The sequence below is a fragment of the Streptomyces sp. CNB091 genome (assembly GCF_000377965.1).
Window position 1 is genome coordinate 113,692 of the sequence record NZ_KB898995.1, and the last position, 24,488, is coordinate 138,179.

A 24,488-nucleotide genomic window follows, 5' to 3' on the forward strand; every position below is an offset into this window, starting at 1 on the left:
GCCGATGCGTGTTCACGGGACGCGGCGTGAGAGTGGCGAACGCCGACGGACGACGTCGGCGGCCACGCGACGCACCCCGAGCCCCCGGACGACGGGCTTCACGGGCCTCGCGTGGTGCGGTTCCGCCACCACCGAGAGGATCCCCCTCGTGCAGCAGCACCTCCTCCCCTCGCACCAGCACCCCCCCCACGCCCGAGCCGCCCCCGGGCACTCGCGGGTCTGCTGACCGCCGCAGCGGCCACCGCCGGTCTCCTGATGACCGCCCTGGTCCCGGCCGCCCAGGCCGCCGACAACCCCTACGAGCGCGGCCCCGCCCCCACCAACGCCTCCGTCGAGGCGAGCCGCGGCTCCTACGCCACCTCGCAGACCTCCGTCTCCTCGCTCGTCGTGAGCGGGTTCGGCGGCGGCACCATTTACTACCCGACCTCCACCGCCGACGGCACGTTCGGCGCGGTCGTCATCTCGCCCGGCTTCACCGCCTACGAGTCCTCCATCGCCTGGCTCGGCCCGCGCCTGGCGTCCCAGGGCTTCGTGGTCTTCACCATCGACACCAACACCACGCTCGACCAGCCCGACAGCCGGGGCCGCCAACTCCTCGCCGCTCTGGACTACCTGACCCAGCGCAGCTCGGTGCGGACCCGGGTCGACGCCTCCCGCCTCGGGGTGATGGGCCACTCGATGGGGGGCGGCGGCAGCCTGGAGGCGGCCAAGAGCCGCACCTCACTGAAGGCGGCCATCCCGCTGACCGGCTGGAACACCGACAAGACCTGGCCCGAACTGCGTACGCCCACCCTCGTGGTGGGTGCGGACGGTGACTCGGTCGCCCCCGTCTCCACGCACTCCGAGCCGTTCTACGAGTCGCTTCCCGGCTCCCTGGACAAGGCGTATCTGGAGCTGCGCGGCGCCTCGCACTTCACGCCGAACAGCTCCAACACGACGATCGCGAAGTACAGCATTTCCTGGCTGAAGCGATTCATCGACAACGACACCCGCTACGAGCAGTTCCTCTGCCCGCTCCCGCAGCCGAGCCTGACCATCGCGGAGTACCGGGGCAACTGCCCGCACACCGCGTGATCCCGGCGTCCTCCGGCCCCGCCGCGCTGTGCTCCGGCACAGCGCGGCAGGGCTCCGGCTGGGAGCGCGCACCGCACCGGGCCGACCCCGCCGGGGACCCGGACGCGGCGCTTCCACCCTCGCCGCCGCGACCGTACGGTGCCGGTGTGACCCCATCGACGACCGTGCGCAGTCCGCTCCGGCTGTACGGCCGGGACGATGAACTCGCCACTCTGGAAAGCCTGTTGGAGCTGCTGTGGCGAGGTGACGGAGGTGCGCTCGTGCTGGCCGCACCGCCCGGTCTCGGCCGTACGGCGCTGCTGCGCGCCGCCGCCGACGCACACCGGGACCGGGGCCCCGTGCTGTACGCCACGGCCGCCTCCACCGGACGGCCCGTGCCGGGCGGCGGGCCGGTCGCCCCGCTCGGTCCTTCCCTCGCCGTCGGCCTGGCGCCCGCCGTCCGTACTGACCCGCAGGGCTGTTCACGCGGCCGGCCGGGGTGGGGTCGGTGTCAACGGCGAGGCAGCGGTTGCGCCTGTCCCCGTGTCCGGTGCCGCTTGGCGTACGACCAGGTCACCGCGGTCATCAGGGCCGGGATGGCGAACAGCGGAGCGAACGCGAGGCCCCAGACCGTCTGTGCCGTACCGCTCGACAGGTACGTCTGGCTCTCGACGGTCACGGCGACCACGAGCTGCCACAGCGCCACCAGAACCAGGGCGCCCGAGGCGGTCCAGGCCAGCGGGGCGAGGACCCTCGGGCGGAGCGGTCGCCACCGGTCGCTGACGAGCAGCAGCGGAAACAGCGCGGCCAGCTCGGCGAGGACGGAGAGGCCGACGACGTACGCGATGCCCCAGCCCGGGATGTCGAAGACGTCGCGCAGCACCTGGTCGCTGTAGCCCACAGGGACACCGGAAGCCATGGCGATGCGCCACAGGCCCGACGGGACGGCGCACAGAGCGATCGCGTGGGCGGCGCGGCGAGCCCAGGCGGGCGCGGAGGCGGGGAGGGGCGGGGGCGTTGGCGTCATGACGTCCATGCTGGTCCTGAGCACGGCGGCCGCGCTTCGTCCGCTGCGGCGGACCGTCTCCGCCCTGCGGGTGAGGGGCGTACCCGCCGGGGAGGACCTGGAACCCCTCAGAAGGGCCGAGGGCGGTCGGGGAGGAACCGGACCCGGTCGCCGAGCGTGACGCGGACCCGGACGTGGTCGGTTGCGAGACCGTGATGACGAGTTCCGCGCAGACCCCTAGGTACCGACCGGGCGGTATGTCATTCTGCGGGCGTCAGGATCGTGTCGCCGCGCTCGCGCCCCGCCCGGGCCGGGTGCCGGGCCCGCCGCTCGCGCGGCCGGTCGATTCCCGGTGGAGGCCGCCATGTCACAGGTCGTACGTTCGCGGATCGGGGCGCCGCACGGCCCGTCCCCGGCAACGCCGTTGCCGCACCGCTTTCGGTCCCTGGCCGACCGCGAGGCCGTCGAGGTGCTGCACCGGGCCGCCCGGGTCCTCGTCGCCTCGCTGCCGGCCCTCACCGACCGGCTCGTCGAGGCCCTGTACGCCCAGGAGCCCGGCTATCGGGCGGCCATCGACTCCGGCCGGGCCGAGGTCTGGCAGGAGGTCCACCACTCGCTGCGGCACAACGTCGGCTCCCTGATCCAGCCCCGGGAGTTCCGGGAGTCCGCCCACCGCACCTCCCGCTGGATCGGCGAGATCCGCGCCGAGCAGGGCGTGCCGCTCGACGCCGTCCTGCACGCCTTCCGGATGGGCGGCGCGATGGTCTGGCAGGACCTCGTGGACGAGACCGCCCGGCGCGACCCCGACGACGTGCGGCTGCTCGTCCATGTCGCCGCCGACGTGTGGAACTTCGTCGACGAGCACTGCGGGATCGTCGCGGACGCCTACCGGCAGGCCGAGCGGCGGCTGTCCTGGCGGCGCGAGAACCGGCAGCGGCTCATGGTCGCCGCCCTGCTGGACGGGACCGCCCGGATCGCGGACCTCGCCGAGGCGGCCGCGATGCTGGGCCTGCCGGAGCAGGGCCGCTACGCCGTGCTCGCGGTGGCCGCCGCCCCGCGCGGCCCGGGGTCCGCCGCCCGCCCGCCGCTGCCGCTGCCCGGCGGCCCGGCCGCCCCGGCGCTCTGGCATCCGGGCCCGGAAGCCGAGTTCGCGATCCTGCCGCTGGCGGGCCCGCCCGGCGAGCTGGGCGAGCTGGCCGCCGCGCTGGACGTGCCGGCCGGCGTCCGGGCCGGGATCGGCTCGGCGGTCGAGGGCCTGGCCGCCCTCGGCGACGCCCGGCGGCTGGCGGAGACCGCGCTGCGCGCCTGCCCCGCGTCCGGGGGCGCCGTCCTGCTCGACGAGCACCTCCCGGACGCCCTGGTCGTGTCGTCCCCGGCGCTCGCCGGGGCGCTCGCCGACCGGGTGCTGGGCCCGCTGGGCCGCCTGGACCCCGCCGACCGCGACGTCATCGTGGAGACCCTCACCGCCTGGCTGGACGCGGACGGCTCGGCGCAGCGGGCGGGCGCGCGGCTCTACTGCCACCGCAACACCGTCCTCAACCGCCTCCGCCGTTTCGAACAGCTCACCGGCCGCTGCCTGACCCGCCCCCGGGACGCGGTCGAGGTCTCGCTCGCCCTGGCGGCGCGGCGGCTGCTGGGCACCTGAAGGGCTGACGCCTGAAGAGCTGACATCTGAAGAGCTGACGCCTGGAGAACTGACATCCGAAGAACGGGCACCTGGAAAACCTCACAACAAATATTGCGCAATTATTCTTGCGCAACTTTTCCTGTGCATCTACGGTCGAGTCATGCCCAGTGAAGAGCGACGCCGCGTCTCCGACCTCGACACCCTCAAGGCGATCGGCCACCCCCTGCGCCTGAAGCTCTACCGAGCCCTGCACATCAAGCGCACCGCCACCGCCTCCCAGCTCGCCGACCAGGTCGACGAGGCGGTCTCCCTCGTCAGCTACCACCTGCGCAAGCTCGCCGACCACGGACTGATCGAACCGGCCGAGGGCCAGGGCACCGACGGCCGGGAGCGCTGGTGGCAGCCGTCCTCCCGAGGGCTGACCTTCAGCGACACGGACTTCGACGACGCACCGGACAAGGCGGCCGTCTACGCCGCCGCCGGCCGGATGTCCTTCGACCAGCACGTCGAGCTCTACCGGGCTCACCAGGACGCACGGCACACCTGGGACGCGGATTGGCGCGGCGCCTCCTGGAGCGCGGAGAACCTCCTGCGACTCACCGCGGCGGAACTGGCCGCCCTCGGCCGGGAGATGGGCGCGCTGATCGACCGCTACGAGGAAACGGGCCGCGCCCGCGAGGAAGCGGGCGACACGGAGGGCCGCGAGAGCGTCGCCCTGCACACGTACGGATTCCCCTTCCGCCCCTGAGCCCGTCACTTCGCCCGGAAGGACGAACGACATGACCGTCACCGCCGTGGAAGCCCCTGAACGCCCCGCCCACCGCGACCCCAACGTCCTGCGCTGGCTCGGCGCGTACACCGCGTCGATGATCGGCGACAGCATCTACTTCATGGCCCTCGCCTGGGCCGCCGCCCGCACCGGCAGCGCCGCCGGCACCGGCCTCGTCCTCGCCGCCGGCTCGATACCCCGGGCTCTCCTGATGCTCGGCGGGGGAGTGCTCGCCGACCGGCTCGGGCCCCGCCGCGTCGTCATCGGCAGCGACGCCGCCCGTGCGCTGCTCGTCCTCGGGCTCGCCGCGACCTTGATCCTCACCGCACCCACGGTGGGCGTCCTGGTGGCCGTCGCCCTGCTCTTCGGCGCGGTCGACGCCCTGTTCCTGCCCGCCGTCGGAGCCCTGCCGCCCCGGATCAGCCCTCCGGGCCAGCTCGCCCGGATCCAGGGCCTGCGCGGACTCGCCGCACGCGGCGCCTCGATCATCGGCGCGCCGCTGGGCGGGGTCGCCGTGGCGACCGGCGGCCCCTCGCTCGCCCTCGCCGCCGCCGGAGTGCTGTTCGCCCTCTCCCTGCCGCTGCTCCTGAGCCTGCGGATCAGACCGCTGCCCGGGCCGGTCAAGGACGGCGGGACCCCGGCCGAGTCCGACGAGGCGCCCGCGGACACCGAGGCGACACCGAACGCCTGGCAGGACCTCGTCGACGGGCTCCGGTACATCCGCCGCCACCCCGTGCTCGGCCCGCTCATGATCGTCATAGGCCTCAGCGAGCTCGGCTTCGTCGGGCCGCTCAACCTCGGGATGATCCTGCTCTCCGAGCAGCGCGGCTGGGGTGCGGCCGGCATGGGCTGGATCGTCGCCGGATTCGCCGCCGGCGCGGCCGGGTCCGCCCTCCTCCTCGCCGTCCGGGGCCGGGTGCCGCGCGCCGGGCTGGTGATGTGCCTGACCGCCCTCGTCGGCGCGACGGGCATCGCCGCCCTGGCCCAGGCCCCGTCGGTGGCCCTCGCCGCCGCGGCCGCCGCGTTCGTCGGCCTCGTCGGCGGACTGGCCGCCGCACTGTGCGGAGCCCTCGTCCAGACCACCGCCGATCCGGCGTACCTGGGCCGGGTCACCTCCGTATCGACGTTCTTCACCTACGCGCTCATCCCGCTGAGCTACCCCGTCACGGGGGCTGCCATCGCCCTCTGGGGCACCGGGCCGGTCTACGCCGTCAGCGCGGCCGTGTGCGCGACCGGTGGCGCGGCCGGCCTCGCCTTCACCGCACTCCGCCGCGCCGAACTGCCCCGCTGACCCGGCTCCCCCGGATGACCCGGAACGGCCGACTGATCCGGAATCGTAGGCGCCCCGGCACCCCCCGCCCCGGGCCTACATGCCCAGCTCGGCCGTCCTCAGCCGCTCCACCGCCGCCTGGTCGCCCTCCACCTCGACGTCCGCCGCGTCCTGCCGGCCGAACGCGTACAGCAGCAGCTCGGCGGGCTCCCCGGTCACCGTCACCACCGGCGTCCCCTTGTGGGCCACCGCCGTCTGGCCGTCCGGGCGGCGCAGCACCAGCCCCACCGGGGACCTGCGGCCCAGCAGGCGGGCCGTCCTCTCGGTCCGGGACCACAGCACATCGGAGAAGACCGGGTCCAGCTCGCGGCGCGACCAGTCGGGCTGGGCCCGGCGCACATCCTCCGCGTGGACGAAGAACTCCACGGTGTTCGCCGCCTCGTCGACCTGCTTGAGGGACATCGGGGAGAACCGGGGAGGGCCGGTGCGGATCAGCTGGATCAGTTCCTCGTACGGTTTCGCCGCGAACTCCGCCTGCACCCGCTCCAGCCGGGCCTTCAGCGCGCTCACCAGCAGCCCGCCCGCCGCGTCCGCGCGGCGTTCGCGGACCACCACATGGGCGGCCAGATCGCGGGTCTTCCAGCCGTCGCACAGGGTGAGGGCCTCGGGGCCGGCCGCTTCCAACAGATCGGCGAGCAGAAGACGTTCACGCTTCGCATGGGTCGACATGCACGCCAGCGTACGACCGTCACCCCTGGTCCGCCCAGTGGACGTCCGCCCGGAAAGCCCTCGCGGCCACGGCACAATGGGCCCATGACGAGCACGCCCGGCGCCATGCCGCCCGCCAGCAGCCTCGACCCGGCCATCGCAGCCCGCCTCAAGCGCGGCGCCGACGGCCTGGTCCCGGCCATCGCCCAGCAGTACGACACCGGCGAGGTACTGATGCTCGGCTGGATGGACGACGAGGCGCTGCACCGCACCCTCACCACGGGCCGCTGCACCTACTGGTCGCGCAGTCGTCAGGAGTACTGGGTCAAGGGCGACACCTCCGGTCACGTCCAGCACGTGAAGTCCGTCGCCCTGGACTGCGACGCCGACACCGTCCTCGTCAAGGTCGACCAGACGGGCGCCGCCTGTCACACCGGTGACCGCACCTGCTTCGACGCCGACGCCCTGCCCCTCCTCGACAGCTAAGGTCCGGCCATGGATCTCGACACCTTCCGCAAACTGGCCGTCGACCGGCGCGTCGTCCCCGTCAGCCGCCGCCTCCTCGCGGACGGCGACACCCCGGTCGGCCTGTACCGCAAGCTCGCCGCCGAACGCACCGGCACCTTCCTCCTGGAGTCCGCCGAGAACGGCCGGACCTGGTCGCGCTACTCCTTCATCGGCGTCCGCAGCGACGCCACCCTCACCGCCCGCGACGGCGAGGCCCACTGGCTCGGCACCCCGCCCGTCGGCGTTCCGGTCGCCGGCGACCCGCTGGACGCGCTGCGCGCCACCGTCGAGACCCTCCACACCCCCCGCGACCTGGTGAGCGACGCGGGCCTGCCGCCCTTCACCGGCGGCATGGTCGGCTACCTCGGCTACGACGTCGTACGCCGTCTGGAGAAGATCGGCGAGCACGGCGGCGACGACCTGAAGCTGCCCGAGCTGACCATGCTCCTCACCTCGGACCTCGCCGTCCTCGACCACCGGGACGGCACCGTCCTGCTGATCGCCAACGCGATCAACCACAACGACCTCGTCACCGGCGTCGACGAAGCCCACGCGGACGCCGTCGCCCGCCTCGACGCGATGGAGCGCGACCTGCGCCGTCCGGTCGCGAGCGCCCCCGCCGTCCTGCCCCCGTCCGAACTGCCGCCGTACACCGCACTGTGGGGCGGCGAGGCCTACAGGGACGCCGTCGTGGACATCAAGGAGCGCATCAGGGCGGGCGAGGCCTTCCAGGTCGTCCCCTCCCAGCGCTTCGAGACCCCGTGCACGGCGAGCGCCCTGGACGTCTACCGGGTGCTGCGGGCCACCAACCCGTCCCCGTACATGTACCTCTTCCGCTTCGACGGGTTCGACGTCGTCGGCTCCAGCCCCGAGGCCCTCGTCAAGGTCGAGGACGGCCGGGCCATGGTCCACCCGATCGCCGGGACCCGGCACCGGGGCGCCACCCCGCAGGAGGACCAGGCGCTCGCCGACGAACTCCTCGCCGACCCCAAGGAGCGCGCCGAGCACCTGATGCTCGTCGACCTCGGCCGCAACGACCTGGGGCGGGTCTGCGAACCCGGCAGCGTCGAGGTCGTCGACTTCATGTCGATCGAGCGCTACTCCCACGTGATGCACATCGTCTCCACCGTCACCGGCCGCGTCACCGAGGACCGCACCGCCTTCGACGTACTCACCGCCTGCTTCCCCGCGGGCACCCTCTCCGGCGCCCCCAAGCCCCGCGCCATGCAGATCATCGAGGAGCTGGAACCGAGCCGCCGCGGACTGTACGGGGGCTGCGTCGGCTACCTCGACTTCGCCGGGGACTCCGACACCGCCATCGCCATCCGGACCGCCCTGCTCCGCGACGGCACGGCGTACGTCCAGGCCGGAGCCGGGGTCGTCGCCGACTCCGACCCCGTCGCCGAGGACACCGAGTGCCGCAACAAGGCCGCGGCCGTGCTCCGCGCCGTCCATACGGCCAACCGGCTCCACGACCGCTGAACCGCTGACTGCCGACCGGCTCCACGGGCGTCGGGGCGGTAGGGGATAGTGGAGGGCGTGAGCGCTGTCCCCGTACCCCAGCCCCGTGCCCGAACCGCCGACTCCGCGTCCGGCGCCGCGCCCGACTCCGCAGGGAGCCGGCGCAGTCTCGCGGCCGGTCTGCTCCTCGGCGCTGTCGGCGCGACCGTCGTCCTCCTCGCCTCCGGGCAGACCTGGGCCGAGGGCGACGCGGCCACCGGCGGCGGCGCCCTCCCGCTGAGCGTCGACGGCCAGGACGTCACCGGCGCCCCGGCCGCCCTGGCCGTCGTCGGCCTCGCCGCCCTCGTCGCCGTCTTCGCCGTACGCGGGGTCGGCCGCCGGATCGTCGCCGCCCTCCTCGCCCTCAGCGGCCTCGGAGCGACGCTCAGCGCCTGGGCCGGCGGCTCCGACAGCACGGCCCTCGACGAGGAGGCCGCCAGGACCACCGGCGACGCGGCGGCCACCATCCACGCGATCGGTCACACCGCCTGGCCCTACGTCACCGCCGCCGGCGGTCTGCTGATCCTGCTGGCCGGGCTCCTCGCCCTGCGCTACGGCAACCGCTGGCCCGCCATGTCCGGAAAGTACGAGCGCGACGGCACCCCCCGCCCCGGCAAGGCGCCCCGCACCGCCCCCGACCCGGACCGGCCCGAGGACCTGTGGAAGGCCCTGGACCGCGGCGAGGACCCGACGCGCGAGGCCTGACCCCACGCTCACCTCCCACGGTCCCGTACGGGACAATGAACCCGAGCCGTCCCCGGGCGGCGGCCACACGTACAGCGCCACCCACGGCGCAACACCAACGAGGAGCAACTCATGGCGGGCACGAGCCACGGACACACCCCGGCCGCCTGGACCGGTGTCATCATCGCCTTCATCGGCTTCTGCGTCGCAGGCGTCTTCATGGTCGCGGCCAACCCGCTCGGCTTCTGGGCCGGCATCGCCGTCATCTTCGCCGGCGGTCTCGTGGGCCTCGCCATGAAGGTGGCCGGCCTCGGCATGCCGAAGGAGTCGGCCGAGCTGATCGAGGCCAGGGAGCGCGCCGGGCGGGCGCAGATCTCCCACTGACCCCACGGACGCCGGCCCGTCCCGGCGACCGACACGCCGACAGGCGCAGCCCTCACCCGGGGCTGCGCCTTTTCGCGTCGGCGGGGGACAATCAGCGGGTGGACGCCTCGCCTACCCCCTCAGCCGCCCAGCCGCCGGACCGGGAATCGGCCCCTCAGCAGGCTCCCGGGCCCATGCCGCTGACGGTCTGCCCGACCCCTGACATGGCCCGGCCCGCCCCAGCCCGTCCGGCGGCTGAGGACGCAACCTCCGCCGGGGTGGACCCGCACCCAGCCCGTCCGGCGGCTGAGGATGGAGCTCCCGCCGGGGTGGACCCGCACCCAGCCCGTCCGGCGGCTGAGGATGGAGCTCCCGCTGGGGTGGGCCCGCACCCAGCCCGTCCGGCGGCTGAGGATGGAGCTCCCGCTGGGGTGGGCCCGCACCCAGCCCGTCCGGCGTGTGGGGACGGAACTCCCGCTGGGCTGGGCCCGCACCCAGCCCGTCCGGCGTGTGGGGACGGAACTCCCGCTGGGCTGGGCCCGCACCCAGCCCGTCCGGCGTGTGGGGACGGAACTCCCGCTGGGCTGGGCCCGCACCCAGCCCGTCCGGCGTTTGAGGACGGAACCTTCGCGGGGGTGGGCCCGGACCCAGCCGGTCCGGCGTTTGAGGACGGAACCCTCGCGGGGGTGGGCCCGGAGATCACAGGTTCCCCGGGCGAAGGGCCCTCGCAGGTGCCCGGCCCCCAAGGCCACGGTTCCGTCTTCAAGCGCCGGACGGGCTGGTTGGGCGCCCCGGAACGCCGGACGGGCTGGTCGGGCGGCTCCGAGCGCCCCGCGGGCCGGGTGCGCCGCCTGGCCACCCCCATCGGCATCCTCGCCGCCGTCGCGGGCGCCTTCGCGTACGTCGGCGCCGTCGACCCCAACGAGTCCGGCCACTACCCGGCCTGCCCGCTGCTCAAGCTGACCGGCGTCCTCTGCCCCGGCTGCGGCGGGCTGCGCAGCGCCCACGCCTTCATCCACGGAGACCTCGGCGCGGCGCTCGAAGCCAACGCGATCGCCACCGTCGGCTACTTCCTCTTCGCCGCGGTCTGGGCCCTCTGGCTGGTCCGGGCCTGGCGCGGACAGCCCCTGCGCATCGGGCTGGCGCCCGTCTGGTGGTGGGGTGTGGGCGCCGTCCTGCTGCTCTTCACCGTGGTCCGGAATCTGCCGTTCGGCTCGGCCCTGGCCCCCTGAGCGCCCGGCCCGGCCCAGGCGAATGACCAGGAAGTGGGACGCGACGTGGCCGGATGCGAGCCCCGGGGCCTCCTGCGGATACCATCGGCAGGGCTGATCCAGTCCACCGTCAACCGTTCGGAAGGGGGCCGCTCGCGTGAGTGTGCTCGACGAGATCATCGACGGCGTTCGCGCCGACCTCGCGGAGCGGCAGGCGCGCGTCAGCCTCGACGAGCTGAAGGAGCGCGCGGCCCGCGCTCCCCAGGCCAAGGACGGAGTCGCCGCTCTGCGCGGCGAGGGCGTGACCGTCATCTGCGAGGTCAAGCGCTCGTCCCCCTCCAAGGGGGCCCTCGCCGCCATCGCCGACCCGGCCGCGCTCGCCGCGGACTACGAGGCGGGCGGCGCGTCCGTCATCTCGGTCCTCACCGAGGAGCGCCGCTTCGGCGGTTCGCTCGCCGACCTGGAGGCCGTCCGCGCCAAGGTCGACACCCCGATCCTGCGCAAGGACTTCATCGTCACCTCGTACCAGCTGTGGGAGGCCCGCGCCTACGGCGCCGACCTCGCCCTGCTGATCGTCGCCGCCCTCGACCAGGAGGCCCTGGTCTCCCTCATCGAGCGCGCCGAGTCGATCGGGCTCACCCCGCTCGTCGAGGCGCACGACGAGGAGGAGGCGGAGCGCGCCGTGGACGCCGGAGCCAAGATCATCGGCGTCAACGCGCGCAACCTGAAGGACCTCAAGGTCGACCGCTCCACCTTCGAGCGCGTCGCCCCCGAGATCCCCGACCACATCGTCAAGGTCGCCGAGTCCGGCGTCCGGGGCCCGCACGACCTGATCGCGTACGCCAACGCGGGCGCCGACGCCGTCCTGGTCGGCGAGTCCCTGGTCACCGGCCGCGACCCGCGCGCCGCCGTCGCCGACCTCGTCGCCGCGGGCGCCCACCCGGCGCTCCGCCACGGCCGCGGCTGACGGGGAGACCGACGACCATGACCGACCGTCCCGTGCGCCGCACCCGGCCGGGCCTCCGCCCGGCCGGGGCTCCGGCCCGGGACCCGCACGCCCCGCTGGCACGCGGGTGCAGGCCGCGAGGCTGCCGCGCCCCCGCCCGCCGCGTGCACGGCCGACGCGTCCGGTACGTCATCGGCGACGAGCCCGGCCAGGTGAACGGCATGCGATGGCGCCCGGGGTCCGCGCAGTAGGCGAGCCCCGGCCGACGTACCGCAGCACCCCTTCTCGTACGTACGACCGCTCCGCCGCGACCGCATGCCGGTCCCGGTGGCGCTCGCCGCTTCGCGCATACGGTCAACCAATCCGTTGCCATGCCAAGGAGCACGTCGCATGTCGTCCGACTTCTTCATTCCGGACCCCGAGGGTCTGATCCCCAGCGCCGAGGGCTATTTCGGCGCGTACGGCGGCAAGTTCATCCCGGAGGCGCTCGTCGCCGCCGTGGACGAGGTCGCCGTCGAGTACGACAAGGCCAAGGCCGACCCCGCCTTCGCCGCCGAGCTCAACGAGCTCATGGTCGACTACACGGGCAGGCCCAGTGCGCTGACCGAGGTCCCGCGCTTCGCCGAGCACGCCGGCGGCGCCCGGATCTTCCTCAAGCGCGAGGACCTGAACCACACCGGCTCGCACAAGATCAACAACGTGCTGGGCCAGGCCCTCCTCACCAGGCGCATGGGCAAGACCCGGGTCATCGCCGAGACCGGAGCGGGCCAGCACGGCGTCGCCACCGCGACCGCCTGCGCCCTCTTCGGCCTCGAATGCACCATCTACATGGGTGAGATCGACACCGAGCGCCAGGCGCTGAACGTGGCCCGGATGCGGATGCTCGGCGCCGAGGTCGTCGCTGTTAAGTCCGGCTCGCGGACGCTGAAGGACGCCATCAACGAGGCGTTCCGCGACTGGGTCGCCAACGTGGACCGCACGCACTACCTCTTCGGCACGGTCGCGGGCCCGCACCCCTTCCCGGCGATGGTCCGCGACTTCCACCGCGTCATCGGCGTCGAGGCCCGCCGCCAGATCCTGGAGCGCGCCGGCCGCCTCCCCGACGCGGCGGTCGCCTGCGTCGGCGGCGGCTCCAACGCCATCGGCCTCTTCCACGCCTTCATCCCCGACGCCGACGTCCGCCTGGTGGGCTGCGAGCCCGCCGGGCACGGGGTGGAGACCGGCGAGCACGCGGCGACCCTCACCGCGGGGGAGCCCGGCATCCTGCACGGTTCGCGCTCCTACGTCCTCCAGGACGACGAGGGCCAGATCACCGAGCCCTACTCCATCTCGGCGGGCCTGGACTACCCCGGCATCGGCCCGGAACACGCCTACCTCAAGGACGTCGGGCGCGGCGAGTACCGCGCGGTCACCGACGACGCGGCCATGCAGGCCCTGCGGCTGCTGTCCCGCACGGAGGGGATCATTCCGGCCATCGAGAGCGCCCACGCCCTCGCCGGAGCCCTGGACCTCGGCAAGGAGCTCGGCAAGGACGGGCTGATTCTCATCAACCTGTCCGGCCGCGGCGACAAGGACATGGACACCGCCGCCCGCTACTTCGGGCTCTACGACACGGACGCCGCCGTCGAGGCGGACGCCGACAGCGACCGCGCCGAGATCGAGGGGGACGCCAAGTGAGCGGCAACATCGAGCTGTTGAACACCACCCTGGCCGCCACCAGGGCCGCGGACCGGGCGGCGCTCATCGCCTACCTCCCGGCGGGCTTCCCGACCGTCGACGGCGGCATCGAGGCGGTCAAGGCCGTCATCGCGGGCGGCGCGGACATCGTCGAGATCGGTCTCCCGCACAGCGACCCGGTCCTGGACGGGCCGGTCATCCAGACCGCCGACGACATCGCCCTGCGCGGCGGCGTCCGGATCGCCGACGTGATGCGCACGGTCCGCGAGGCGCACGAGGCCACCGGCGTCCCGATCCTGGTCATGACGTACTGGAACCCCATCGACCGCTACGGCGTCGAGCGCTTCACCGCCGAGCTGGCCGAGGCCGGCGGCGCCGGGTGCATCCTGCCCGACCTGCCGGTCCAGGAGTCCGCGCTGTGGCGCGAGCACGCCGACAAGCACGGCCTCGCGACCGTGTTCGTCGTCGCCCCCAGCAGCCAGGACGCCCGCCTCGCCACCATCACGGCGGCCGGGAGCGGCTTCGTCTACGCCGCGTCCCTGATGGGCGTCACCGGCACCCGCGCCTCCGTCGGCGCCCAGGCCCAGGACCTGGTGGGACGCACCCGCGCCACCACCGATCTCCCGGTCTGCGTCGGCCTCGGCGTCTCCAACGCGGCGCAGGCCGCTGAGGTCGCCGGGTTCGCGGACGGCGTCATCGTCGGCTCGGCCTTCGTCAAGGCCATGCTGGACGCCCCCGACGAGGCCGCCGGTCTCGCCGCCGTCCGCTCCCTGGCGGGCGAACTGGCCGAGGGTGTTCGAAAGCGCTGACCCCTTGAATCACCCGAATGGGTGGATTGTGGACCGGGGAGGCGCGGAGGTGCCTCCCCGGTTCGTTCCCCGGGTGTGAGCGACAAGATCCCTGAGGGAAACAGAAGCGCGCGTGAGCGCCTGGCCCAGCAGCGCGAGCGGGAGAAGGGGCGCGAGAAGCGCCGCCGGACCCTGATCGTCGCCTCGGCGGTGGTCGGGGTGCTCGCCCTGGCCGCCGTGGTCGGCCTGATCGCGGCCAACGCGGGCAAGGACGACGGCGGCGACACCGCCTCCGGCCCCGCCATCGCCCCTTCGGGCGCGACCGGCGAGGCCGCCCTGACCCTGCCGGTCGGCGCCGCCGACGCCCCGTCCACCCTCACGATCTGGGAGGACTTCCGCTGCCCCGTCTGCGCCCAGTTCGAGACCGCCTTCCGGGACACCATCAAGGAGCTGGCGGACGACGGCCGGCTCAAGGTGGAGTACCACCTGGCCACGATCATCGACGGCAATCTCGGCGGCAAGGGGTCGCTGCGCGCCGCCAACGCCGCCGCCTGCGCCCAGGACGCCGGCAAGTTCGCGCCCTACCACGACGTGCTCTTCGCCAACCAGCCTCCGGAGCCGGACGACGCCTTCGGCAAGAACAGCCGGCTGATCGAGCTGGCGGGCGAGGTCAAGGGGCTAGACACGCCGGGCTTCCGCAGCTGTGTGGAGGACGGCGAGCACGACAGCTGGGTGCAGAAGTCCGACACGGCGTTCCGCGAGGGCGGCTTCCAGGGCACGCCGACGGTGCTGCTCAACGGGGAGTCCGTCTTCCCGAGCAAGGGCGGGGAGCAGATCTCCCCGGAGAATCTGAAGAAGTGGGTCGCCGCGGCCAACAAGGGCAAGAAGCCGGGCACCGCCACCCCGGCCGCCCTGGCCGACGGGTCCTCCGGCCCGGCCGACCCGTCGTCGGCCCCCGCTTCCTGACCGCGTCCCGCGCCCGCCCGTGAGGCGGTCCTCGTTACCCAGAAGTTGCCGGGGAGCTTGCCGTACCCACGGCCCGGCAAGGTAGCGTCGACCTCGCCATGAATCTTGCCTTCATCCCCAGTCCGTCGACCGGCGTGATCGAGCTCGGCCCGATCCCGCTCCGCGGCTACGCGTTCTGCATCATCATCGGTGTCTTCGTCGCCGTCTGGTTCGGCAACAAGCGCTGGGTAGCCCGGGGCGGCAAAGCCGGCACCGTGGCCGACGTCGCCGTCTGGGCGGTGCCCTTCGGCCTCGTCGGCGGCCGGATCTACCACGTGATCACCGACTACCAGCTGTACTTCAGCGACGGTGAGAACTGGGTCGACGCATTCAAGATCTGGGAGGGCGGCCTCGGCATCTGGGGCGCCGTCGCCTTCGGCGCGGTCGGGGCCTGGATCGCCTGCCGCCGCCGGGGCATCCCGCTGCCCGCCTGGGCCGACGCGCTGGCCCCTGGCCTCGCCATCGCCCAGGCCATCGGCCGCTGGGGCAACTGGTTCAACCAGGAGCTGTACGGCAAGCCCACCGATCTCCCCTGGGCGCTGGAGATCAGCGAGGGCCCGAACCGGCTCGCCGGGACGTACCACCCGACCTTCCTGTACGAGTCGCTGTGGTGCATCGGCGCCGCGCTCCTGGTCATCTGGGCCGACCGCCGCTTCCGGCTCGGCCACGGACGGGCGTTCGCGCTGTACGTCGCCGCCTACTGCGCGGGACGCGGCTGGATCGAGTACATGCGGGTCGACGAGGCCCACCACATCTTCGGCCTCCGCCTGAACGTGTGGACCGCGATCATCGTCTTCGTCCTCGCCGTCGTCTACATCGTGATCTCCGCGAAGATCCGCCCGGGCCGCGAGGAGATCGTCGAGCCCGACCGGGACGCCGCCCCCGCGAAGGGCTCCGACCAGGACGGTTCCGACGAGGACGGCCCCGCGAAGGCGGACGCCGACGAGCAGGACGCCGGGGCGAAGAAGGACCCGCTCACGAAGGACGAGCCCGGCAAGGACCCCACCGCAGAGAACGCCGGAGCGGCCGGCGCGACCGGAGCAGCCGAGAAGAGCTGACCGGCCGCGCGCCTGGGTCCTGATCCAGGGCGCACCCCCGCACACCTCCCGCTCGCCGGGTGGGCCCGCACTCTCAGGCCCGCCCGGCGAGCGCGATCGTTCTGCGGGCGGACGCCACCACCGCCGCGTCCACGAACCTCCCGTCCGGCAGCGCCAGCGCCCCCGCCTCCACCTCCGAGGCCGCGACGATCTCCTCGGCCGCCTCGACCTCCTCGGCCGTCGGCCGGAACGCCCGCTCGATCACCGGCAGCTGCCGCGGGTGGATCGCCGCCCGTCCCAGCATCCCGAGCGCCCGCCCCCGCCCGCACGACGTCCACAGCCCGTCCAGGTCCCGGACGTCCGGGAACACCGACTGGGCGGGCGGCGGAAGAGCCGCCGCCCTGGCCGCCACCACGACGCGGCTGCGCGGCCAGTCGAGCCCGGCGTCCTCCCGTACGCCCAGATCCGCCCGCAGGTCCGCCTCGCCCAGGGCGATGCCGCGCACGGCGTGATGGGCCGAGGCGATCGAGTACGCGTGCTCGACCGCGAGCGCCGACTCCAGCAGCGGATACAGCGCCACGCCCGGGGCCACGGCCGCCACATGGGACACCGAGACCGCATGGGTGATCTTCGGCAGCCGGAACGCGGCCAGGCCCGGCAGCCCCGCCAGCGCCCGGATGTCGTCCTCGCCGTGCACCCGGACATGGACCGGCACCGCGTCCGGGGCCGCCGTGACCTGGTCGCCGAGGAGTTCGGCGGTGGCGGAGCGCGCGTACTCCTTACGGTCCGGGGCGACGGCGTCCTCCAGGTCGACGATCACCACGTCCGCCCCGCTGCCCAGCGCCTTGGCCACCACCTCCGGCCGGTCCCCGGGCACGTACAGCCAGGTCAGCGGCGGCCGGCCGAGGGGTGGCGGCGGGCCCTCGGGCAGCGGCGGGGCGGGGATCGGGCGGCCGGTCACAGTGCCCCCTGGTCCCGCAGCGCCGCGATCCGGGTCTCCGAGAGGCCGAGGCCGGCCAGGATCTCCTCGGTGTCCGCACCGTGCGGCCGGCCGGCCCACCGGATCCCGCCGGGGGTCCCCGAGAGCCGGAAGAGCACGTTCTGCATCCGCAGCGGCCCCAGCTCCGGGTCGTCGACCTCGGTGACGGTGTCCAGCGCCCGGTACTGCGGGTCCTCCATCACCTCCCGTACGTCGTGGATCGGCGCGACGGCCGCCTCCGCCTTCTCGAAGCCGCCCAGCACCTCCTCGCGGCTGTGCCGGGAGATCCAGTGGCCCACGGCCGCGTCCAGCTCCTCGGTGTGCTCGGCCCGGGTGGCGCCCGCGCCGAACCACGGCTCGTCGATCAGGTCGGGGCGGCCGACCAGGCGCATCACCCGCTCCGCGACGGACTGGGCGGAGGTGGAGACCGCGACCCAGTGGCCGTCGGCGGTGCGGTAGGTGTTGCGCGGGGCGTTGTTGCGGGAGCGGTTGCCGGTGCGCGGCTGGACGTAGCCGAGCTGGTCGTACCAGAGCGGCTGCGGGCCCAGCACGGTGAGGATCGGCTCGATGATCGCGAGGTCCACCACCTGCCCCTCGCCGGTCTTCTCGCGCCCCGCGAGCGCGGCCATCACCGCGTACGCCGTGGCCAGCGCCGCGATGGAGTCCGCGAGCCCGAACGGCGGCAGCGTCGGCGGCCCGTCCGGCTCCCCGGTCATCGCCGCGAAGCCGCTCATCGCCTCGGCGAGGGTGCCGAAGCCGGGGTGGTGGGCGTACGGTCCGAACTGGCCGAAGCCGGTGACCCGGGCCAGCACCAGACGCGGGTTGACGGCGTTCAGCTCCTTGGGGCCCAGGCCCCAGCGCTCCAGGGTCCCGGGCCGGAAGTTCTCGATGATCACATCCGTCCCGGCGGCCAGCTCCAGCAGCACGTCCCGGCCGCCGGGCGCGGACAGGTCGAGGGTCAGGGTGCGCTTGTTGCGGCCGAGCAGCTTCCACCACAGGCCGATCCCGTCCTTGGCGGGCCCGTGTCCGCGCGAGGGGTCCGGCTTACGGGGGTGCTCGACCTTGATCACATCGGCGCCGAAGTCCCCGAGCATGGTGGCCGCGAGCGGTCCGGCGAAGAGGGTGGCCAGGTCGATGACCTTGAGCCCGGTCAGGGGTCCTGCTGCGGTGGCGCTCATGAGGCCTCGATCTCGCTGCGGTAGGGCATGGAAGTGGACGCGCCGGGCTTCCGGACGCAGAGCGCGGCGGCCGAGGAGGCGAACGCCACGGCCTCGGCCACCGGCCGTCCCTCGCCGAGCGCCACGGCCAGCGTCCCGACGAAGGTGTCCCCGGCCCCGGTCGTGTCGATGGCGTTCACCGAGGGGGCCGCGAAGAGCACCGGCTCGCCGCCACGGGCCGCGTACAGGCAGCCCTTAGCGCCGAGCGTGACGATGACCTCGGGCACCCGGCGGAGCAGGATCTGGGCGGAGGCGTGCGGTTCGGCCTGCCCGGACAGCTCGGCGGCCTCGTGCTCGTTGGGGACCAACAGGTCGATGTGGTCGAGGAGTTCATCGGGCAGGGGCTGGGCGGGGGAGGGGGTGAGGATGGTCCGTACGCCCTGGGCCCTGGCCGCGCGGGCTCCCTCGACGACGGCGGACAGGGGGAGTTCGAGCTGCATCAGCAGCAGATCGGCCGCGGCGATCGCGGCGATCTCCCCGGGCCCGAGCGCCGTGAGGACGCCGTTCGCGCCGGGGACCACCACGATCGCGTTGGCCCCGGTGTCGTCCACCACGAGGTGCGCGGTGCCGCTGGGGCCCTCGGCGGTGTGCAGGAGGTCGGTGTCCACCCCCGCGTGTTCGAGTCCGTCGCGCAGCAGGGCGCCGTAGGCGTCGTCGCCGACCGCGCCGATCATCGTCACCTCCCCGCCCGCGCGGGCGGCGGCGACGGCCTGGTTGGCGCCCTTGCCGCCGGGGACCGTCCGGAACTCCCGGCCGGTGACGGTCTCGCCGCGTCCGGGGGCGCGAGCCGTGTAGGCGACGAGGTCCATGTTGGTGCTGCCGAGCACCGCGATGCGGGTCATGGGCGCAGAGCCTCCTGGTGGGTCAGTGCGGCGAGGGTGTCGAACCCGGTCCGGTCGAAGCCGGGTACGGAGGTGGCGAGCCGGTTCTTCAGCGGTGCCGTCCAGTGCGCGGGCAGGGCGTCCGGCCCGCCCGCCAGGAGTCCGGCCAGCGATCCGGCGGTCGCCCCGTTGGAGTCGGTGTCCCAGCCGCCGGAGACCGCGAGACCGATCGACCGGGTGAAGTCGCCGTCGGCGTGGGTGAGGGCGGCGGCCAGCAGCGCGGCGTTGGGCAGCACGTGCACCCAGTGGTGGGTGTCCGCGTAGACGGCGTGCAGCCGGTCCACGACGGTGTCGAACTCCCCTTCCGTACGGGCCGTTTCGATGCCGAGGCGGATCGCGCGGGCGTACCGCGAGTGCGGTGGCACCACCCGCAGCCCGGCGGCCAGACAGCCGTGCACATCGCTCTCGCCGCCGGCCGCGACGGCGAGGGCCGCCGCTGTGAACATCGCGCCGTAGACCCCGTTGCCGGTGTGGGTGAGGAGCGCGTCGCGGTGGGCCTGGGCGGCGGCTCCGGCCGGGTCGCCGGGGTGGGTCCAGCCGTGCACGTCGGCCCGGATCTGCGCGCCGATCCACTCCCGGAACGGATTGCGGCGGCGCGCGGTCTCCGGGGGCTCGACGCCCGCCAGGAGGTTGCCGTACGCGATGCGCTCGGCGGTGAAGGTCCGCCCGGCCGGCAGTTCGTCGAGCCAGAGGCGGGCCAGGTCGGCGGTGGTGAAGGAGCGGCCGTGCCGCTGGAGCAGCAACAGGGTGAGCAGCGGGTGGTTGAGGTCGTCGTCCTCCGGCATGCCGTCGATGTTCTCGGCCAGGGACGTGGGGGCCGAGCGGCGGTTCCAGGGGTGGGCGGCCAGCATTTCGGCGGGTACGCCGTGCGCGGTGAACCAGCTGGTCGGGGGCCAGTCGCCGGTGGCGCGGGCCAGGGCGCGGATGCCCTGAAGCGGCAGCTTCTCGACCGGTTTGCCGAGCAGGCAGCCCGCCGCCCGGCCGAGCCACGCCGCGTGGAGCCGGTCCCGGCCGACGGCGGGCGCGCTGTCCACCGGGCCCGGCCAGTGCGGGCAGGCGGCCCTGATCTCGTCCAGCCCGGTCGGCTCATCGGCCGCCAACGGCGCATCCAGCAGGGCGAGTTCGTCGAGAAGCCGTTCGGCCAGCGCTCGCAGGCGCGGCGGTGCGGCCGGCTCGGACGCACCTGCCCGGGCCGGGGCGGGGGCGCCCCCGGCCGCGTACCACCGCTCCTCGATCTCCCGGGCGTCCCGGCCGTCCTGCGCGGCCTGCCGCAGCTCGTGACCGACCAGATCCTCGGGCTGCACCCAGGTGAGGCGGACGTTCACCGCTCACCGGCCAGCGCGCCGAACGCCTGCTCATGGGCACGGCGGCGCTCCAGGTCCCGGGCGAAGACCTCCCGGGCCACCTGCGCCAGCACCCTCGCCGGGGCGTCCAGGTCCAGCCGGCTCGCCTCCGCGACCGTGGCGGCCCAGTCGGCGGGGACCTCGCCGCCCAGCGCGCCCACGATCGCCCCGCTCATCGTCGCGATGGAGTCGCAGTCCCGCCCGTAGTTCACCGAACCGAGCACCGTGCGCCGGTAGTCACCGCACCCGACCAGCAACATCCCCAGCGCGATGGGCAGTTCCTCGATGGCGTGCAGCCGGGAGGGGCGGCGTGCGCCGAGCGAGGGGCTCCGGTAGTCGGGGCCGACCGTGTCGAAGGGCTCCACGGCCGCCCTCAGCGGGGCGAGCGCGGACTCGAAGTCCTCGTGGCGCACGGCCACTTCGGCGACCGCCTCGATCGCGGACCGGGTGCCGTCCCTGGCCGTGGAGAGGGCCGCGTCGACCACCGTGCCGGGGGTGGCGCCCGGGCGGCAGGCGGCGGCGACGGCGGCGGCGAAGACCCCGGCGGCCTCCCGGCCGTAGGAGGACTGGTGGGGGGCCGCGACCTCCAGCGCCTCGGCGTACGCGGCCTCCGGGTGGCCGGCGTTGACCAGCCCGACCGGGGCCATGTACATCGCCGCCCCGCAGTTGACGATGTTGCCCGCACCGGCCTCGCGCGGGTCCACGTGCCCGTAGTGCAGCCGGGCCACGATCCACTTCTCCGCCAGGAAGATCCGCTGGAGGGGGAGGGCCTGCGCCTCCAGCTCCGGGATCCAGCGGGGCGACAGCAGGTCCGGGACGAGGTGGTCCGCGACGGCGTACGCGTCGAGGTGGTCGCGGACCCGGCCGTAGACCCGGATCAGGGCGTGGGTCATCAGGGTGTCGTCGGTGACGTGCCCGTCGCCCTTGTGGTACGGGGCGATGGGGCGCGCGGTGCGCCAGTCCTCGCCGTACCAGGGGCCGACGATCCCGGTCACCCGGCCGCCGTGGCGCTCGGCGATCTGGTCGGGGGTCCAGCCCTCGACCGGGCCGCCGAGGGCGTCGCCGACGGCGGCCCCGACAAGCGCCCGGCGGATGCGTTCATCGAGTCCGGGCGTGGTGAGGGATGAGGGGCGCGGGGCCGAGAGGGCGGCTTCCATGGCCGTTGTGGGTGTCATGTCGGAATTGTCCACCCGGGGTGGCCGGTTCCGTGGCTGCCAGCAGCCCGGCGAGTTCGATCAGGTCCGTGCCCGCGAGCCGGGGCAGCGCACAGCCCGCCAGCGTCCGGCACGCCTCGCGCCAGCCCGCCGGCACGGCGGTGATCGAGCCGATCGCCCCGGTCAGCGCCCCGGCCAGGGCGGGCGCGGAGTCCGCGACCCGGGACAGGCAGGCGGCGGCCGGGACCGCCTGGGCGATCTCGCCCCGGGCCGCCGTGGTGAGGGCCAGGGCGACCGGCACCGTCTCCGCCGCCGCGATCCCGTAGCTGTAGACGTGGTCCACGATCTGGTGTTCCACCACCGGGACCAGGGCGAACGCCCCGGCGGGCTCGTCCGCGAACTCCCGGGCCAGGCGGACGGCGTGCGCGGCGTTGCGGGCGATCTCGGTGCCCTCGGGGAGCTGGGCGAGGGCCGCGTTCACCACGGTGTCGACGTCCGCCCCGGCCAGCGCCACGGCGATCGCGGCGGCCACGGCCCGTGCCCCGTGCACCCCGTCGCCGTCCTGGGTGTAGCGGGCGTCGAACTCGGCGAGCGCCGCCGCTTCTTCCGGGTCGCCCGGGTGGACCACGGCGAGGACGGCGGCCCGTACGCAGGCGGCGTCGTCGAAGTAGTGCGGGTTGTCGTGCCCGGTGGCGGGGGGCCGCAGCCCGGCGGCCAGGTTGCCGAGCCCGGCCCGCACCGAGATCCGGGCCCGCAGCGGGAGCACCGCGGCCTCGACCTCGGGGGCCCGGGCGCTGGCGGCGGCGACGGTGGCGGCCAGCGCGTTCCAGGCCCGGTCGACCGCGTCCCGCATCCGGCGGCCGGGGGTCAGGCCCACCGCGTCCTCGGCCGCCGCCAGCACCGTACGGGCGGCGAACGCGGCCCACTCGGCGTCGTCGGACGGGCCGAGCCGCAGCGGCTCGGGAGGCTGGTTCAGGGCGATGGGCACCGGGAGCGTGGTGGTGGCGTTCTGCTCGGCGAAGGTGTCCAGCTCCCGGGTGAGCCGCCGGGTCCACTCGGGCATCCGGGCCGCCCGGTGCCGGGCGGCGGGCCAACCGGCGGCGTCGCCCGCCGCGAGACCGAGCAGCAGCCCCTCGATCCGGGCGCGGCGGGCGGGGGCGGGGAGCCCGGGGACGGCCGCCCCCGGGCTTCCCGGGACGGCCGTCGGCCCGGCCGCGTCGCGTGCCGTCTTCGTCGGGTCTCCCGTCGGGCCTTCCGCCGGTGCTCCCGCCGGCCCTCCGCGCGGTGGGGTCACGGCCGGTCCGCCTCCGGTCGCCCCGCCTGCCGTCGTCATCGCCGGTCCTCGCGTACGGGTACGGAGGGTGCCGTCGCGGACGTCAGGATCTGTGTCGGTGCGGAGGAAGTCGCCACGGATGTCATGCCCTGTACGGGCTCGAAGGGGGCCGCCGTGGATGCCATGCTCTGTGCCGGCGCGGAGGAAGCCGCCGCTGATTTCATGTCCCGTACGGGTACTGAGCGGGCCGCCACCGATGCCATGTCCCGTACGGGCTCGGAGGAAGCCGCCACCGACGCCATGTCCCGTACGGGCTCGAAGGGGGCCGCCACCGACGCCATGTCCCGTACGCCCGACGGCTCGCCGCCGCCCCGCACCTGCGGGGACCCCGCCGGCCCGGTCCCGTCCGGGTCCTCCGGGGTCAGCAGCTCCGCGATGTCCAGCACGTGGTAGCCGCGCATCGAGGGCAGGCAGCTGCCCCGGACCGGGCCGATCGCGCCCGCCCAGTCGGGCGGGATGGCGCACTCGCCGTTCAGCGCCCCGGCCAGGGCGCCCGCCACCGCCGCCGTCGTATCCGCGTCGCGGCCCATGTTGACGGCCGTGAGCACCGCCGTCCGGAAGTCCCCGCGCGCCGCCGTGAACGCCCCGAACGCCAGGCCCACCGCCTCCGGCGCAAGGTCCGTCCACGGGTAGCCGGCGATCACCACCGCCGAGCGCACCGCCCGCTCCATCGTGAGCCGGTCGGGGTAGGGCCGCTGCGCCGCCGTCACCGCCCGGCGCAGCGACCGGGCGGTCCAGGAGTCCATCGGGACCACCGAGAGCGCGGCCGCGATCACCGAGGCGAGGCCCGAGCCGACCATGGCCGCCGCCACCCCGGCCGCGACCGCCTGGCCCCCGTAGATCCCCTCGCCCTCGTGGCTGACCCGGCCGTCCACCGCGACCAGCCGGGCCGCCTCGGCGGGGCGGCCCGCCGCGAAGACCCCGAAGGGGGCCGCCCGCATCGCGAGTCCGTCGCTCCAGGCGTGCCGGTGCTGGGCCGAGATGGGGGCGGCCAGGCCCCGGCGCAGGTTCTCCAGCGTGCCGCGCTCGCTGAACCCGGCCCCCCGGAACGGGCCCTCGTCCAGATCGGCGATCCAGTGGTGCCAGGCCCGTTCCACATGGGAGACGTCGAGTGCCGAACCGTGCCGGGCCAGCAGCAGCCCGGAGAAGATCGCGTACTCCGTGTCGTCGGTGCCCGCCGGATCATCGCTCACGAAGCCCTCGATCCGCCCCCAGCGGCGGCGGATCTCGGAGGGCCGCAGGTTCTCCGCCGGGGCGCCGAGCGCGTCCCCGACCGCCAGTCCCAGCAGCGCACCCCTGGCCCGGTCACTGCCGACGGCCGTGTTCATCGCGTCGCCCTTCGCTCGTCCGGCGGTGTGCATCCGCATCCGGGCCCGGATCGGATTCCGTTTTCGGGCCCTGTTCGCATCTGTGCCACGCGGAGGGCGAAG

At 74.5% G+C, this 24,488-nt stretch carries 23 protein-coding genes and 2 pseudogenes; 16 read left to right on the top strand and 9 right to left on the bottom strand.

The genetic code is table 11. The features are described from left to right. Window positions 1-219: 219 nt before the first annotated feature. Window positions 220-1,074, top strand: coding sequence for a bis(hydroxyethyl) terephthalate hydrolase (bdeA, locus tag D581_RS01000000137135; RefSeq protein ID WP_486585828.1), 855 nt, complete (start codon window positions 220-222; stop codon window positions 1,072-1,074). Window positions 1,075-1,238: 164 nt separating this feature from the next. Continuing rightward, window positions 1,239-1,463 (top strand): annotated as a pseudogene (locus D581_RS1000000139610) (ATP-binding protein); the annotation flags it as partial. 101 nt (window positions 1,464-1,564) lie between these two features. On the opposite strand, the gene D581_RS0112295 reads toward D581_RS1000000139610, so the two are convergent. After that, window positions 1,565-2,089: a hypothetical protein gene (locus D581_RS0112295; RefSeq protein ID WP_018957517.1), complete on the bottom strand. Its 525-nt coding sequence runs from the start codon at window positions 2,087-2,089 to the stop codon at window positions 1,565-1,567. A 334-nt stretch (window positions 2,090-2,423) separates the two neighbouring features. On the opposite strand from D581_RS0112295, the gene D581_RS0112300 reads away from it, so the two are divergent. The 3 genes from D581_RS0112300 to D581_RS0112310 all read left to right on the top strand — a co-directional run bounded on the left by D581_RS0112300 (window position 2,424) and on the right by D581_RS0112310 (window position 5,746). After that, the gene (locus D581_RS0112300; protein WP_018957518.1) at window positions 2,424-3,704 is read left to right on the top strand and encodes a PucR family transcriptional regulator; all 1,281 of its coding nucleotides are present in this window, start codon (window positions 2,424-2,426) and stop codon (window positions 3,702-3,704) included. 142 nt (window positions 3,705-3,846) lie between these two features. Continuing rightward, window positions 3,847-4,434 carry an ArsR/SmtB family transcription factor gene (locus tag D581_RS0112305; RefSeq protein ID WP_018957519.1) on the top strand — a complete coding sequence of 196 codons (588 nt, stop codon included), beginning with the start codon at window positions 3,847-3,849 and terminating at the stop codon, window positions 4,432-4,434. Between the two features lie 31 nt (window positions 4,435-4,465). Next, window positions 4,466-5,746, top strand: a complete 1,281-nt coding sequence (locus tag D581_RS0112310) for an MFS transporter (RefSeq protein WP_018957520.1) — start codon at window positions 4,466-4,468, stop codon at window positions 5,744-5,746. A gap of 75 nt (window positions 5,747-5,821) precedes the next feature. Here the strand turns inward: D581_RS0112310 and D581_RS0112315 are convergent, their stop codons facing one another. Then, complete coding sequence (locus D581_RS0112315) at window positions 5,822-6,454, bottom strand: TIGR03085 family metal-binding protein (RefSeq protein WP_018957521.1); 633 nt, start codon at window positions 6,452-6,454, stop codon at window positions 5,822-5,824. An 84-nt stretch (window positions 6,455-6,538) separates the two neighbouring features. Here D581_RS0112315 and hisI point away from each other — a divergent pair, with 84 nt between their 5' ends. The 11 genes from hisI (at window position 6,539) to lgt (ending at window position 16,172) form a co-directional block, all read left to right on the top strand. Continuing rightward, on the top strand, window positions 6,539-6,919 hold the full coding sequence (gene hisI / locus D581_RS0112320; protein ID WP_018957522.1) for a phosphoribosyl-AMP cyclohydrolase: 381 nt from the start codon (window positions 6,539-6,541) through the stop codon (window positions 6,917-6,919). A 9-nt stretch (window positions 6,920-6,928) separates the two neighbouring features. Next, window positions 6,929-8,422, top strand: coding sequence for an anthranilate synthase component I (locus D581_RS0112325; protein ID WP_018957523.1), 1,494 nt, complete (start codon window positions 6,929-6,931; stop codon window positions 8,420-8,422). A gap of 48 nt (window positions 8,423-8,470) precedes the next feature. After that, window positions 8,471-9,145, top strand: a complete 675-nt coding sequence (locus tag D581_RS0112330) for a TIGR02234 family membrane protein (protein WP_026290449.1) — start codon at window positions 8,471-8,473, stop codon at window positions 9,143-9,145. Window positions 9,146-9,256: 111 nt separating this feature from the next. Continuing rightward, on the top strand, window positions 9,257-9,508 hold the full coding sequence (locus D581_RS0112335; RefSeq protein ID WP_018957525.1) for an HGxxPAAW family protein: 252 nt from the start codon (window positions 9,257-9,259) through the stop codon (window positions 9,506-9,508). 710 nt (window positions 9,509-10,218) lie between these two features. Further along, window positions 10,219-10,719 (top strand): DUF2752 domain-containing protein, encoded by a 501-nt coding sequence (locus D581_RS0112340; protein ID WP_078625817.1) that lies wholly within the window; start codon window positions 10,219-10,221, stop codon window positions 10,717-10,719. Between the two features lie 136 nt (window positions 10,720-10,855). After that, complete coding sequence (gene trpC / locus D581_RS0112345; protein ID WP_010064524.1) at window positions 10,856-11,665, top strand: indole-3-glycerol phosphate synthase TrpC; 810 nt, start codon at window positions 10,856-10,858, stop codon at window positions 11,663-11,665. Between the two features lie 17 nt (window positions 11,666-11,682). Then, window positions 11,683-11,895 carry a tryptophan biosynthesis modulator TrpM gene (gene trpM / locus D581_RS1000000142050; protein WP_078625789.1) on the top strand — a complete coding sequence of 71 codons (213 nt, stop codon included), beginning with the start codon at window positions 11,683-11,685 and terminating at the stop codon, window positions 11,893-11,895. A gap of 139 nt (window positions 11,896-12,034) precedes the next feature. Beyond that, complete coding sequence (gene trpB / locus D581_RS0112350; RefSeq protein ID WP_018957527.1) at window positions 12,035-13,321, top strand: tryptophan synthase subunit beta; 1,287 nt, start codon at window positions 12,035-12,037, stop codon at window positions 13,319-13,321. After that, entirely contained in the window at window positions 13,318-14,130 is an 813-nt protein-coding gene (trpA, locus tag D581_RS0112355; protein ID WP_018957528.1) for a tryptophan synthase subunit alpha, read from the top strand. The genes trpB and trpA overlap by 4 nt, the downstream gene beginning before the upstream one ends. Window positions 14,131-14,205: 75 nt before the next feature. Beyond that, on the top strand, window positions 14,206-15,075 hold the full coding sequence (locus D581_RS0112360) for a DsbA family protein (RefSeq protein ID WP_018957529.1): 870 nt from the start codon (window positions 14,206-14,208) through the stop codon (window positions 15,073-15,075). 98 nt (window positions 15,076-15,173) lie between these two features. Next, a complete protein-coding gene (gene lgt, locus D581_RS0112365) occupies window positions 15,174-16,172 on the top strand; it encodes a prolipoprotein diacylglyceryl transferase (RefSeq protein WP_018957530.1) in 999 nt (332 codons plus the stop codon). A gap of 73 nt (window positions 16,173-16,245) precedes the next feature. On the opposite strand, the gene D581_RS0112370 is transcribed toward lgt, so the two are convergent. The 7 genes and pseudogenes from D581_RS0112370 to D581_RS01000000137140 all read right to left on the bottom strand — a co-directional run. After that, window positions 16,246-17,112 (bottom strand): aldolase/citrate lyase family protein, encoded by an 867-nt coding sequence (locus D581_RS0112370; protein ID WP_018957531.1) that lies wholly within the window; start codon window positions 17,110-17,112, stop codon window positions 16,246-16,248. After that, the gene (locus D581_RS0112375; protein ID WP_018957532.1) at window positions 17,109-18,308 is read right to left on the bottom strand and encodes a CoA transferase; all 1,200 of its coding nucleotides are present in this window, start codon (window positions 18,306-18,308) and stop codon (window positions 17,109-17,111) included. The genes D581_RS0112370 and D581_RS0112375 overlap by 4 nt, the downstream gene beginning before the upstream one ends. Next, entirely contained in the window at window positions 18,305-19,189 is an 885-nt protein-coding gene (gene rbsK / locus D581_RS0112380; protein WP_018957533.1) for a ribokinase, read from the bottom strand. The genes D581_RS0112375 and rbsK overlap by 4 nt, the downstream gene beginning before the upstream one ends. Further along, on the bottom strand, window positions 19,186-20,553 hold the full coding sequence (locus tag D581_RS0112385) for an ADP-ribosylglycohydrolase family protein (RefSeq protein ID WP_018957534.1): 1,368 nt from the start codon (window positions 20,551-20,553) through the stop codon (window positions 19,186-19,188). The genes rbsK and D581_RS0112385 overlap by 4 nt, the downstream gene beginning before the upstream one ends. Then, entirely contained in the window at window positions 20,550-21,746 is a 1,197-nt protein-coding gene (locus D581_RS0112390) for an ADP-ribosylglycohydrolase family protein (protein ID WP_026290451.1), read from the bottom strand. The genes D581_RS0112385 and D581_RS0112390 overlap by 4 nt, the downstream gene beginning before the upstream one ends. Then, entirely contained in the window at window positions 21,670-23,058 is a 1,389-nt protein-coding gene (locus D581_RS0112395) for an ADP-ribosylglycohydrolase family protein (protein WP_018957536.1), read from the bottom strand. The genes D581_RS0112390 and D581_RS0112395 overlap by 77 nt, the downstream gene beginning before the upstream one ends. Window positions 23,059-23,300: 242 nt before the next feature. Continuing rightward, window positions 23,301-24,386, bottom strand: a pseudogene (locus tag D581_RS01000000137140) (ADP-ribosylglycohydrolase family protein); the annotation flags it as partial. Window positions 24,387-24,488: the final 102 nt, after the last annotated feature.

Bases quoted from the DNA above. Each gene is read 5' to 3' on its own strand.
- D581_RS0112295 (WP_018957517.1), bottom strand. From the start codon at position 2,089: ATGGACGTCATGACGCCAACGCCCCCGCCCCTCCCCGCCTCCGCGCCC.
- D581_RS0112300 (WP_018957518.1), top strand. From the start codon at position 2,424: ATGTCACAGGTCGTACGTTCGCGGATCGGGGCGCCGCACGGCCCGTCC.
- D581_RS0112305 (WP_018957519.1), top strand. From the start codon at position 3,847: ATGCCCAGTGAAGAGCGACGCCGCGTCTCCGACCTCGACACCCTCAAG.
- D581_RS0112310 (WP_018957520.1), top strand. From the start codon at position 4,466: ATGACCGTCACCGCCGTGGAAGCCCCTGAACGCCCCGCCCACCGCGAC.
- D581_RS0112315 (WP_018957521.1), bottom strand. From the start codon at position 6,454: ATGTCGACCCATGCGAAGCGTGAACGTCTTCTGCTCGCCGATCTGTTG.
- hisI (WP_018957522.1), top strand. From the start codon at position 6,539: ATGACGAGCACGCCCGGCGCCATGCCGCCCGCCAGCAGCCTCGACCCG.
- D581_RS0112325 (WP_018957523.1), top strand. From the start codon at position 6,929: ATGGATCTCGACACCTTCCGCAAACTGGCCGTCGACCGGCGCGTCGTC.
- D581_RS0112335 (WP_018957525.1), top strand. From the start codon at position 9,257: ATGGCGGGCACGAGCCACGGACACACCCCGGCCGCCTGGACCGGTGTC.
- trpM (WP_078625789.1), top strand. From the start codon at position 11,683: ATGACCGACCGTCCCGTGCGCCGCACCCGGCCGGGCCTCCGCCCGGCC.
- trpB (WP_018957527.1), top strand. From the start codon at position 12,035: ATGTCGTCCGACTTCTTCATTCCGGACCCCGAGGGTCTGATCCCCAGC.
- lgt (WP_018957530.1), top strand. From the start codon at position 15,174: ATGAATCTTGCCTTCATCCCCAGTCCGTCGACCGGCGTGATCGAGCTC.
- D581_RS0112375 (WP_018957532.1), bottom strand. From the start codon at position 18,308: ATGAGCGCCACCGCAGCAGGACCCCTGACCGGGCTCAAGGTCATCGAC.
- rbsK (WP_018957533.1), bottom strand. From the start codon at position 19,189: ATGACCCGCATCGCGGTGCTCGGCAGCACCAACATGGACCTCGTCGCC.
- D581_RS0112390 (WP_026290451.1), bottom strand. From the start codon at position 21,746: ATGACACCCACAACGGCCATGGAAGCCGCCCTCTCGGCCCCGCGCCCC.
- D581_RS0112395 (WP_018957536.1), bottom strand. From the start codon at position 23,058: ATGACGACGGCAGGCGGGGCGACCGGAGGCGGACCGGCCGTGACCCCA.